The organism is Chryseobacterium ginsengisoli (genome assembly GCF_039542325.1).
In the GTDB taxonomy this organism is placed as follows: Bacteria; Bacteroidota; Bacteroidia; order Flavobacteriales; family Weeksellaceae; genus Chryseobacterium; species Chryseobacterium ginsengisoli.
The window spans coordinates 469,841-482,102 of the sequence record NZ_BAABHX010000003.1 but is presented as its reverse complement, the minus strand read 5'-3'; the positions used below and the strand labels follow the sequence as shown (position 1 = coordinate 482,102).

Sequence of the window (12,262 nt, the reverse complement as noted above, 5' to 3'; positions counted from 1 at the left end):
AAGAAAATGCTACACATCGACATACACAGTTTTTCGTACAAAAAAGGAGGAATTCCGAAAGATGACACAGGAAACGGAGGAGGATTTACCTTCGACTGCCGTGGAATTCTGAATCCGGGAAGAGTGGAAGAATATAAAATCCAGACTGGAAATGACATCGGCGTTCAGGAATATTTAGAAACAAAAACTGAAATGCCAAAGTTTTTAGAATTAATCAAAAGCTTAGTTTCAATTAATATTGATAACTATCTGGAAAGAGGTTTTGAAAACCTTCAGATCAATTTCGGATGTACTGGAGGACAACACAGATCGGTTTATTCTGCAATTAAAATTGCACATTTTATTGAGGAAAAATATGGTGATAAAGTTGAAATCAGCCTTCACCACGACGAACAACACCAACTTAATTCATAAATGATAATCGATAATTTATAAATGATTATTTAAAACTGTTTATATTTATCAATCATCATTCATCACTTATCAATTATAAATAATGAAGGCTTTAATTTTCGCTGCAGGAAAAGGAACAAGGTTGAAACCTTTTACAGATCATCATCCGAAAGCATTGGCAAAAGTGAATGATGTTCCGCTTTTGGAAAGAAATATTAAATATTTAAAAAATTTCGGAATAAACGATTTTGTCATAAATATTCACCACTTTGGAAATCAAATAGTTGATTTTTTAAAGCAAAATGACAATTTTGGCTGTAAAATAGAAATCTCCGACGAATCGGAAGAACTTCTGGAAACCGGAGGCGGCTTGATTTTTGCTAAAAGATTTCTTGATCATGGGGAAGATTTTCTGATCATGAACGCCGATATCTTAACGAACATAAACATCACAGACTTTGTGGAATACCACAAAAAGATAAAAGATTTTGCTACATTAGCTGTTTCGGACAGAGAGAGCTCGAGGAAGTTACTTTTCAATGATGATTTGGTTTTAAGAGGCTGGCTTAATGTACAGACCGGGGAACAGAGACTTGCGGAATTCAATAAAGGATTCAAAGCATTAGCTTTTAGCGGCGTTCACTGTATCAATCCTGTTATCTTTGATAAAATTAAAAGAACGGGCAAATTCTCTGTTATGGAAGAATATCTTGACTTGATGCAGACTGAAAAAATTCACGGTTTTGTACATGACAGTATTCTCATAGATGTCGGAAGACCAGAATCTGTAATAGAAGCCGAAAAACATTTTAAATAATTTTTGCAATGGAAATTGATGGAAGAGACGAAAGTTTGGTAAATCCTGAACTTGATGTTAATGAAACAAAACTACATAACAGCTTGAGACAAAAAGCCTGGGACGAAACCATTACCAAGGACAGCTGGATGGTTTTCAAAGTGATGGCAGAATTTGTAGACGGCTATGAAAAACTGGCTAAAATTGGTCCGTGTGTTTCTATTTTCGGGTCTGCAAGGCTAAAACCTCAAAGCAAATACTACAAAATGGCTGTAGAAATTGCTGAGAAAATTACAAAGATCGGTTTCGGAATCATCACAGGTGGTGGTCCCGGAATTATGGAGGCAGGAAATAAAGGAGCTTTCAATGCACAGGGAAAATCGATCGGCTTAAATATCGATCTTCCTTTTGAACAGCATTTTAATCCATACATCAATAAGTCATATTCCATGAATTTTGATTACTTTTTCGTGAGAAAGGTAATGTTTGTGAAATATTCGCAGGGGTTCGTCGTTATGCCGGGAGGTTTCGGAACGCTGGATGAACTGACAGAAGCTTTAACTTTAATTCAAACCAATAAAATTGGAAAATTCCCGATTGTTTTGGTAGGTTCGGAATTTTGGAGCGGATTATTGGATTGGTTCAAAGAAACTTTACTTAAAGAAAAAATGATTCATGAGGAAGATCTTGATCTTTATCGTGTGGTAGACACAGCTGACGAAGCAGTGGCACACATTAAAGCATTTTATGATAAATATTCTGTGAACGTTAACTTTTAATTGGCATATTATTTGTGACTTAAACCAGACAAGCATGATTGTAAATCTATTAATTAAGATGAAAAAACTTTTATATATAACAGGAATTTTAACATTTTTTATGTTAATGAGTTTCACGTATGTAGACTTTTTCTCTTCAATGACAAAAGTGGATTATATCGATGGAAGTAAAACATTGAAGTTCACCACAAAAATGAATACGAACCATATTTCGGACGCCATAAAAATCAACCCTAACACGGCTGGATTTGAGGCAGAAGTAAAAAAATATGTAAATAATAATTTTGATGTGTATGTCAATGGCTCACCGAAAACAATAACATTCACGGGAAGTCAGGTAAGCGGAGAAACTGTATGGGTGTATTTTGAAACCGGAGGAGTATCGGACATCAACACCTTAAAAATTAAGAATACAATACTTCTGAGCGCTTTTCCAAAGCAATTTAACATCGTTACTGTTGCTTATAAAGGAAATCAAAAAGTAATGAATTTCCAACGCGGAAAAGAAGTGAATGAAGTTGACTTTTAGAAAAAAATTATTTAGTTATAAAACCACTGCAAATCGCGGTGGTTTTTTTATATTAAACATTAAAAATAAAACCTTCATATGAAATACATACTTTTTGTGATAATGTTCTTGTCAAATATATTTTGCTTTAGTCAAGATAACAGAAAATGTAATGTAAATTCTGATACAAAATATAATCGCCTGCAAATACTTGATAGTATTAATAAAAGATTAAATAAATTGAATGAATTTTATCAAATAGAAATGCCTAGAAAGTTTTCTGTGACTAAGGAAAATTTTTATAATTTTTTCATATACGATCTTGTTGATACTTCAAATAAAACTCCTGATAAGGAAGGTAATTGCATTGAATTTACTGATGACCATATATATCATATTGCGGCTTTGAGATCAACTTATAAAGTTTCTATCATTTTAATTTTATCGAAAGGAAAGTTTCATTTTTTTGAAGGTTTAAACTGTTCTAAAAAAATTAATGATATTGAAGAGGTCTTAAATTTTGTAAAAGCAAATACAAATATTACTGATAAGAATATTTTAAATAGAATTGCTAATTATCAAGATTACCATCTCAGTCATACTGTAGATCCTATGGGAATGACATCTAGATGTATTAATGAATAAAAAAATCTGATGCAAAGTGAAACATATACATAGAAAAAAAGACTGTCTAATAAAAGACAGTCTTTTTTATTTTATTTAAATAAGAACTTTACGGAGTTTTGAAAACTTTTACGTTATCAATCTCTACAGCACTTGCAACAGTAGTTGATGGGTTTGTATACTTAAACGCAATTCTTATATTTTGGTTAAGATAAGGAGCAAGATCTACTAATCCTGAACCTACAAATCCTCCGAATGCAGCAATATCTGTATCTACAAAGGCATTTAAAGGTGTCCAGTTCAAAGTATTAGGATTTCCACCTGAATATGTATCAGTTGTAATCAGCACTTGCAATGGATTTCCAGCAAATCTTACATCACTTTCAAAATAAAGTTTTGCAGCAGTAGCTCCGGATAAAGAAAGTGATTTTGAAATCAACCAGTCTTCATTCACAGCACCTAAACCACTGATGTAAGCTGAAGGAGCAGGATTACCAAATGTAGTCGTTCCCCAAACCTGTGTTCCGGCAACGTTATAAGCAGTCCAACCGTTTGCTGTTAAGTTCGTAAATGGCTCATTTAATACCAATGTAGCAGCTGTTAATCTAGGATTTTTAAAGTTAATATCACTAATTCCTCTGATTACATTTTGGTATGCACTATTATACTTACTTGCTACAAATGTTATGTCTCCACTTGTATTTGGAATTGCATATGTTGGCTTAAAGAATCCATCAGTTCTGATCGTTGCCTGTGTTCCATAAACATCAACAATATGTCTGTCTGTATCAACTGCAGCACCAGAAGCGTCTACATTCATTAGATTCAATCCAACTTCTGCATCAACAAACTGTACATTTTTAACTTTTACCAATGTATTGATATATTTATCATTCTTGATATCAGCAAGACCTAATTCCTGAGGAACCATGTTTGCAATATCCAATCCAGTTCCGTTACAAACACCTGCAATATATCTGCTGATAATAGATTCAGGAATTCTACCAATTGCAAAATCCGGATCTTTAACACCTAAAGTGATAACTCCTGCAGATTTACCGATAACCATTCCGTTTGCTCTGATTCTGATGTGAGCTCCCACAGGGAAATCAGCATAGTTCAAAGACTTATTGATACCTACTACCAATCCTACAGTTGGGTTTTCAGGCTTATCCTGAAAAGAAATTGTTTTGTAGAAGTTTCCGTTAGCATCAGAAGAAACAACATATCCGTCGAAAATAACCTCCGGGTTTGTAGCATCCTGTGCAGGCACTGTATATACTCCCGTAGCAGGAGACAATGCTACAAACTGTGCCATTGTCATTGTAGGAGCACTAAATTTATTATTACATACAATCTCCGGTGCATCCCATTTATCATCGTGGATACACGAAAGCTGGGTAGCACCTAATACAGCTACACCCAAACTAATTTTTAAGAAATTCTTTATATTCATTTTTTTTTATTTCTATGGGTTATTTTTTATTAGAATCTAACTTGTAGGTTTACAAAATAAGAACGTCCTTGAGTGTACCAGTATTTTGGTGCAAAGTTAGGATATCTGCTATTGTAGTCATTTTCAAAATCTACATTACCATTGGCACTTCTAATCTGTTCAAAGCCTCCTGTAATATATCTTCTGTTATCAAGTATATTATTTACCGATCCTGAAATCAATACATAATATTTACCAATGATCCAAGATTTTCCAACGTTTGCATTTACAAAGAATGATGAAGGAAGTTTTACCTGTTGCATGTAACGCTCAACTTTCGGATCATCAAGATTTACGAAAGGTGTACTGCTGTTATTATTTTGGATAAAATCATCCGTTCTAAGAATTGCAGAAGGATCTAGGTTGTTATCATCAAGATAGTTCCAGCTTGCTCCAAACCACCAGTATTTTGGTGAGTTGTATCTGAATCCTGCAGAGAAAGCTTTCTGAGCAGTTCCTCCAACTTTAAAATCTTTGATATAAGCTGTACCTAAATTAGCATAAGGAGCAGCCATTACGTCTGAAGAAATATATACATTCGGGTTGTTTGTATATTTATATTCTCCCCAGCTCGCAACACCCTGTAATGAAAGCGTTGGTAAGATTTTAACATCTACCCCCAATTCAGCTCCCATGTTTCTTTTGCTAACGTTTGACATTGTCTGAGTAACAAATGCACTTGCCGTTTTATCTTCAGTACCTCCAGTGTCAGAATTATCAACACTAAGTGTTAATCCATCTGCGAAGAATCTCTGAACATTTGTATCATTCTGTGTATTCACAATATATGCTGTTGCTCTTACTTTTAAGAATGGAGTAGACATTACATAACTAAGGTCGTTTGCACTTACAACTGCATTCTTGATATTCGGAACTGCATAATTATTACCTCTAGGATTGATAAAGATATCTTCTAAGAAAGGCGCCTGAGAGAAATATGCTCCATTATAAATGAAGAAATTCCTACCGTTAAGTCTATAGATAACCTGCCCTTTCAAACCATAATTCAAATAATTATAGTCTTTACTCTCCCCAAAAGAACTGTTTTGGTACAAATAATTTTTGAATAAACCTTCTCTGTTAGACGTAGAATATCCGAATAAACCACTTACGAAAATATCAAATTGTCCTGTAGATAATTTAAGTCCCGGATTTACTTTTACTTCCTGTCTTCTAAGGATATAATCATAATTGATCTTATCTCCAACGTGTTTTGCTAACTGAGAATCATTCATGTTATACAAACCTGAAGATCCTGCTTTGTTAGAATCAGCATAAGGGTCAACATTTAATGCATAATCTGCACCTAATAAATCATTAACTTCTCTGTAATATTCTGATTTGAAATTCTGATAAGAAACATTTAATAAGAATCTTGTCTTATCGTTAAAGTTATAAGTATAATGCGTTGCTGCATTGAAGATCTTATCATCGCTAACATCATTTACAAGGAAATATTTAGCTCTTTTACCTGTAAGACCAAATCTTGTAGACATTTCAGCCTGATCAACAACATCTGTTGCACGGTTTGCGTTATATAATGCATTCCAGTTGATCTGAGTAACATCTGTATTATTATTTGCCCAGTTTTCATTAGCCGCTTGATATCCTTGCATTAACATGTCATAATTAGCAGCAGGTGTGTTATTATGATATTGGCTATAAATAATACTGTTTAAATAATAACTAGGTAATTTTTTATAATAAGTAGGAGAAGGATTCTGTGCATTCTGCCAATCTAATCTCGAACCTTTATCCTTTCCGAATTGGTAAGAAACAGTAGTCCATAAATTAGATTTTTTATTGATTTTCAGGAAATCCTGTAATTGGAAAATCGGCTGAAAACCTTTTCTTACTCTCTCACTTCTTTTTTCTCCATCTTGCCATCCCCAGTAAGAATTATAATGTACACCTCTGTAATCATAAACTTCCTGAGTACTTGGACTTGCGGTAGATCTTCTGTAAGGAGATGCAAATGCATTGAAAGTAATCGTATGATTGTCATTGATTTTCTTTTCAACACCTAAGTAAGTACCATAAGCATCATAGAAAGTTCCTTCCTGAATACCTTCTTCAGCCCATCTTTTTGCTCCCATTACAGTAAATGCCCAACCTTTTTTGCTCATTCCCGATGTATATCTCAAAGAAACTCTTTGACGATAATTTCTGTTGGTAATAGAATAAGTTGCTTGAAATCCTTTTCTGTATTCGCTTGCTTTAGTATTTTTATAAATAACACCGCTTGCTCCACCAAAAGCATATTCAGAAGGTGAATGGTTGGAAGAGATTTCCGGATATCTTACAATTTCGTTAAGACCACCCCAGTTAGAAAAATCAACATTTCCATTGTCAGACTTCACCATGGAAACACCATTCATCATATTTTCGGAAGTTCTTCCGTCAATACCTCTTGGTCGGAACCAATAAGCTCCCAGATCAAAACTAGCGATTCTGTTGAAAACATCCTGAGAAGATTGTAACAGACCAACCGTGGAAGCCTGTCCACTGCTGCTGTCTTCGTCATCACTACCGCTATTGTCAATAATTGCTAAACCTTGATCCGCGTTTGTAAGTGCAGAATATAGGGTGATTACTCCTAAATCCTTTTTCTTCTCACTGTCCATCACGTCAAACTCCATTACTTTTGTTTCGTAATTCGGTTTCGTAATCACAATTTGATAATGTCCCGGCATCAAGTCTACAAATTGGAAGTATCCAATTTTGTCTGCCGTTACATCATTGTCTTTCCCTTTCATATCTACTTCTGCCCTTTCGATAGGCTTTCCGTCAGCATCCTTTAGATATGCAGAGACTGTAGTCTGTGCAAAATAGTATGAAGCTGGAAGTAAAGTAAATAAAGAGACTAATGATAGTTTTTTAATCATGAGTATATTTATTTTTTAAATACTTTTCTTGTTAATTCTCAACAGTTTAAAAGTTGGGGACGCAAATTTAGTCAAAATTTATAATTTACAACTTTTTTAACGTTATTTTTTCTTAACATTGCAAACTTTTAAGAATGATTATATAAAATAACTCAAATACCACATTTTAAATTTACAAATATTTAAAATGAAGTGAATTAAAAAAAAGTAAATTTGCAGATTAAATAATATTAATGATAACTCTAAGAAGATGAAGAAATTTTCGAGTTTATTTGCCATCATTTTTTCGATCATGGCATTCTCACAACAACAGGGAAAACTGAGAAAAGTTGCCACAGTAGGTTTTTTGAACGTAGAAAACCTTTGGGACACCATTCGCTCAGCAGATTATATCGACGGAACTAAAGACATTAAGAATCCGGCTTTCCACAGAAGTATTCCTTTGGATTCTATTAAATTTTTAGAAGCTGAAAAATACGACGGAGTATGGAGCGATGGTGCTTTAATAGGCAAAAAAGTAGTAAGATATCAAAGTGGTGCTGACGAATTTACGCCAAAAAGCGGTAAAAACTACGGGACTAAAGTTTACAAGGCTAAACTTGCCAACGAAGCAAAGGTAATTTCTGAAATGGGAGCTCAGTACACGAAAACTGCTCCTGCAGTTGTAGGTTTAATTGAGGTTGAAAACAGACAGGTTATTCAGGATCTTGTAAATGAACCGGCGTTGAAAAAGTATGATTATGGAATCATTCATTACAATTCTTATGATTACAGAGGAATTGATGTTGCATTAATTTATCAGAAACGAAGATTCACTCCTACCAATTCATTAAAGAAAGAATTGAAAGTTTTCGGTGATGATGGAAAAAGAGAATACACAAGAGATATTTTGGTGGTAACAGGTTTCTTAGATAACGAAAAAGTAGCATTCTTTATGAATCACTGGCCTTCAAGAAGAGGTGGTGAAGCGATTTCTTTACCAAAAAGAAATGCAGCTGCTGCTTTATTGAAACAACAAATGGACAGTGTAAGAGCTGCAGATCCTTCAACGAAACTTTTTGCAATGGGTGACTTTAATGATGATCCTGTAAGCTCAAGTTTAAAGAATTATCTGAAAGCCCAGCCAAGTCCGAAAGATTTAAGTGATACAAATCCTTATCTTAATTTAATGTATCCTTTATATAAGAAAGGTGTAGCTTCATTGGCTTATCAGGATGCTCCGAATTTATTTGATCAGATTATTGTTTCTAAAAACTTAATCACAGATCAGGTGACAAAAGATTATTCAGTATTCAAGGCAGAGATTTTTGCTCCGGCTTATTTAGTTAATAAAGAAGGAAATTACAAAGGTTATCCTTTCCGATCGTGGAACGGAGACCAGTTTACAGGTGGTTACAGTGACCACTTCCCAGCATTTGTAGTTCTCCAGAAAGAACCATAAAAATATAAGACACTCAATTGAGTGTCTTTTTTTTGTAACTTAATATCATGAAAAAATTAGTTTTAATATTATTCATGATTCTTTTTTCTTTCAATTGTTCGTCACAAACAAATACGAAAGATGAAAAAGAGAAATCAGAGATGAAACCTTCAAAAAACGATGACGGAGAATGGGATCTTACCGTAATTGATACTCAATTTGATTATTTTTTGAATGCAGTTGCAAAACCGATCAGTCAGTATTCCGAATCTTATTTAAAAAATAGAAATACACTTTTAGTAAGCGAATGGAATTCATATTATTCTTCAGGAAGATACCGAAATGTAATAGAATCTTCGATTGATTATGATCCAAAAGAAAATTACGGATTGAAATTTGAATACAAATTGTATCAGGTTTTTGCGTATGTTAACTGGAAGTATGGATTAAAAATGAACGGACTTTCCGGAAGTGACACTACAAGATATTAAAAAAGGTTCAGAATAACTCTGAACCTTTTCTTTTATAATAGTTTTAAAATTATTTATTGAATAATTCTTCTACTTTATCCCAGTTTACAACAGAGAAAAATGCTGCAACATAGTCAGGTCTTCTGTTTTGGTAGTTTAAATAATAAGCGTGCTCCCAAACGTCAAGTCCTAAAACCGGAGTTCCTTTTACGTCTGCAACAGGCATTAAAGGGTTATCTTGATTTGGAGTTGAGGATACAGAAACAGAACCATCAGCATTTTTCACCAACCAAGCCCATCCAGAACCGAATCTTGTTTTAGCAGCATCAGAAAAATCTGTTTTGAATTTTTCAAGACCTCCGTAAGCTTCGATAGCAGCTTTTACATTTCCTACAGGTTCATTGCTTCCGCCAGGAGTTAAAATTTCCCAAAATAGAGAGTGATTGAAGTGACCTCCTCCATTATTTCTTACTGCAGGTTTATCAGTTCCTGTTTGGCAAATCTCTTCTATAGTTTTTCCTTCCAGATCAGTTCCTTTAATTGCATTATTTAAATTGTCGATATATGCTTGGTGGTGCTTTGTATGGTGGATTTCCATAGTTTTCGCATCAATAGTAGGCTCTAAAGCATCGTAAGCATATCCTAGTTGTGGTAATTCAAATGACATAAGTTTTATTTTTAATGTTATTACTCAAATTTAGCCATAATTTAACCTATCTTCAAAAAATGAGGATTACTTTAATAAATCTTTAACATTGATATATTGATTTAGAATAAGTTTAATTTTTAAAAAGCAAAATTAGAGGCTTTAAAATTAATATTATGAAGAGCAATTCATTCAAAACACTATTATCATTAAAACTTCAACTTTCAGCAATAAAAAAGCACGAACCTAAAGATTCGTGCTTTCCATTTAACAAAATTAAATTAATTATTTATTCATAGACATCAGGAATTCTTCGTTATTACGAGTTCCTTTGATGTTTTTACTTACAAATTCCATTGCTTCTATAGGATTCATCTCAGCAAGATATTTTCGTAAAATCCACATTCTCTGAGAAGTAACCTCATCCAAAAGAAGATCATCTCTACGAGTGCTTGATCCTACCAAATCAATTGCAGGATAAATTCTTCTGTTAGCAATTTTTCTATCCAATTGAAGTTCCATGTTACCAGTTCCTTTGAATTCCTCAAAAATAACTTCATCCATTTTAGAACCTGTATCAATAAGAGCTGTTGCAATGATTGTTAATGAACCACCACCTTCAATTTTTCTTGCAGCTCCGAAGAATCTTTTCGGTTTGTGAAGAGCATTCGCATCAACACCTCCTGATAAAACTTTTCCAGATGCAGGAGTCACTGTATTGTAAGCTCTTGCTAATCTTGTAATTGAGTCTAATAAAATCACAACATCATGTCCGCATTCCACCATTCTTTGAGCTTTTGCTAAAACAAGGTTGGCAACTTTCACATGTTTATCTGCCGCTTCATCAAATGTAGATGCAATAACTTCTGCATTTACACTTCTTTCCATATCGGTAACCTCTTCCGGACGTTCGTCAATTAGAAGTACCATCATATAAACTTCAGGGTGATTGGCTGCGATAGAATTAGCAATATCTTTCAGCAACATTGTTTTACCAGTTTTTGGCTGGGCAACAATCATTGCTCTTTGTCCTTTTCCGATTGGCGCGATCAAATCAACAATTCTTGTAGACATTGTAGAATTATTTCCTGCCAAGTTAAATTTCTCCTCAGGGAAAAGTGGTGTAAGATATTCAAAAGCAACACGATCTTTAATAAAAGCTAAATCACGTCCATTAACTTCTGTTGGTCTTAATAAAGAAAAATATTTTTCACCTTCTTTCGGAAGTCTTACAATTCCTCTTACCGTATCTCCGGTCTTTAAACTGTAATTTCTGATTTGAGCTGTCGAAACGTAAACATCATCCGGTGAAGAAATATAACTGAAATCCGACGAACGTAAAAAACCATAGTTATCCGGTAAAATCTCTAAAACCCCTTCAATACTCACCATTCCATCGAAACTGAACTCTTTTTTAGGTTCATGATGCTGTTGTTCCTCCTGTCTTTCAGAATGCTGCTGTTGCTGTCTATTCTGGTTAGGGTTAGCATTAGGATTTTGGTTCTGATTCGAATTTTGATTTTGATTTCTATGCTGGTTTCCGCTGTTGTGCGAATTATTATTATTATTATTATTATTATTATTATTATTATTATTATTGTGTTGACCTTTTTGTGGTCTAGCCTGATGTTGAGGGTGATTCGGCTTTTCTTCTGCTGGAGCAGATTCCTGAGATTCTGTATTTTTTGGAGCTTCTGTTTTTTCCTGAGGATTTTCTGTATTTCCTGTATTGGTAGGTAAAACTCGCTTCCTTTTCTGCTTAGCTTGCGCTTGTGTTGTCTGCGTTTTCTCTTCTGTTACTGCCGCTGATTCAGCTTTTGGCTCTTCTGGCTTCGGTGCTTCAGAAACAGTTTCTTCAACTTTTGCTTCTGGTTTCTCTTCAGTTTTTGGCTGTGTTTCTGCCGGAGTCTTTACTTCTGCTTTGGGCTTGGCTGCAGGTTTTTTCGGTGCAGCTTTTTTAACAGGAGCCTTCGCAGGTTTTTCTGTAGGTGTTTCCTCAGTATTTGTGCTTGCTTCGGTGGTGTTGAAATAATCTTTTGCCACTTTGGGATTTGAAGCCTGAAAGTCAAGAATTGCAAAGATTTTGTCATTTTCGGTGCTGTTTCTTGCAACTTTAACGCTCAAATCTTTTAAGATTTTAGTCAACTCCGTTACGGATTTTGACCTTAACGTTTCAATGTTAAACATATTTAATGTAAAAAATGTAATTAATTGTGAATAAGAAAAGTAAGTCGGGTGACTTTTGT

At 34.1% G+C, this 12,262-nt stretch carries 11 protein-coding genes; 7 read left to right on the top strand and 4 right to left on the bottom strand.

Annotation, left to right across the window (positions count from 1 at the left end; translation table 11 throughout):
* Positions 1 to 6 precede the first annotated feature (6 nt).
* The 5 genes from ABD940_RS11460 to ABD940_RS11440 all read left to right on the top strand — a co-directional run bounded on the left by ABD940_RS11460 (position 7) and on the right by ABD940_RS11440 (position 3,121).
* A complete protein-coding gene (locus ABD940_RS11460; protein ID WP_345203796.1) occupies positions 7 to 414 on the top strand; it encodes a RapZ C-terminal domain-containing protein in 408 nt (135 codons plus the stop codon).
* Positions 415 to 496: 82 nt separating this feature from the next.
* The gene (locus tag ABD940_RS11455) at positions 497 to 1,210 is read left to right on the top strand and encodes a nucleotidyltransferase family protein (protein ID WP_345203793.1); all 714 of its coding nucleotides are present in this window, start codon (positions 497 to 499) and stop codon (positions 1,208 to 1,210) included.
* Between the two features lie 8 nt (positions 1,211 to 1,218).
* Positions 1,219 to 1,968: an LOG family protein gene (locus tag ABD940_RS11450; protein ID WP_345203791.1), complete on the top strand. Its 750-nt coding sequence runs from the start codon at positions 1,219 to 1,221 to the stop codon at positions 1,966 to 1,968.
* Positions 1,969 to 2,026: 58 nt separating this feature from the next.
* Positions 2,027 to 2,497, top strand: a complete 471-nt coding sequence (locus tag ABD940_RS11445) for a DUF6702 family protein (protein WP_345203788.1) — start codon at positions 2,027 to 2,029, stop codon at positions 2,495 to 2,497.
* Positions 2,498 to 2,575: 78 nt separating this feature from the next.
* Positions 2,576 to 3,121 carry a hypothetical protein gene (locus ABD940_RS11440; RefSeq protein WP_345203786.1) on the top strand — a complete coding sequence of 182 codons (546 nt, stop codon included), beginning with the start codon at positions 2,576 to 2,578 and terminating at the stop codon, positions 3,119 to 3,121.
* Positions 3,122 to 3,209: 88 nt separating this feature from the next.
* On the opposite strand, the gene ABD940_RS11435 is transcribed toward ABD940_RS11440, so the two are convergent.
* Together ABD940_RS11435 and ABD940_RS11430 are read right to left on the bottom strand one after the other, a co-directional pair.
* A complete protein-coding gene (locus ABD940_RS11435) occupies positions 3,210 to 4,556 on the bottom strand; it encodes a M949_1556 family lipoprotein (protein ID WP_345203783.1) in 1,347 nt (448 codons plus the stop codon).
* A gap of 29 nt (positions 4,557 to 4,585) precedes the next feature.
* Positions 4,586 to 7,480 (bottom strand): carboxypeptidase regulatory-like domain-containing protein, encoded by a 2,895-nt coding sequence (locus tag ABD940_RS11430; RefSeq protein WP_345203781.1) that lies wholly within the window; start codon positions 7,478 to 7,480, stop codon positions 4,586 to 4,588.
* A 250-nt stretch (positions 7,481 to 7,730) separates the two neighbouring features.
* Here ABD940_RS11430 and ABD940_RS11425 point away from each other — a divergent pair, with 250 nt between their 5' ends.
* Together ABD940_RS11425 and ABD940_RS11420 are read left to right on the top strand one after the other, a co-directional pair.
* Positions 7,731 to 8,921, top strand: a complete 1,191-nt coding sequence (locus ABD940_RS11425; protein ID WP_345203779.1) for an endonuclease/exonuclease/phosphatase family protein — start codon at positions 7,731 to 7,733, stop codon at positions 8,919 to 8,921.
* 47 nt (positions 8,922 to 8,968) lie between these two features.
* On the top strand, positions 8,969 to 9,391 hold the full coding sequence (locus ABD940_RS11420; protein WP_345203777.1) for a DUF6146 family protein: 423 nt from the start codon (positions 8,969 to 8,971) through the stop codon (positions 9,389 to 9,391).
* A 49-nt stretch (positions 9,392 to 9,440) separates the two neighbouring features.
* On the opposite strand, the gene ABD940_RS11415 is transcribed toward ABD940_RS11420, so the two are convergent.
* Both ABD940_RS11415 and rho read right to left on the bottom strand, forming a co-directional pair.
* Positions 9,441 to 10,037, bottom strand: coding sequence for a superoxide dismutase (locus ABD940_RS11415; protein ID WP_345203774.1), 597 nt, complete (start codon positions 10,035 to 10,037; stop codon positions 9,441 to 9,443).
* 264 nt (positions 10,038 to 10,301) lie between these two features.
* Complete coding sequence (gene rho / locus ABD940_RS11410) at positions 10,302 to 12,203, bottom strand: transcription termination factor Rho (RefSeq protein WP_345203772.1); 1,902 nt, start codon at positions 12,201 to 12,203, stop codon at positions 10,302 to 10,304.
* Positions 12,204 to 12,262 lie beyond the last annotated feature (59 nt).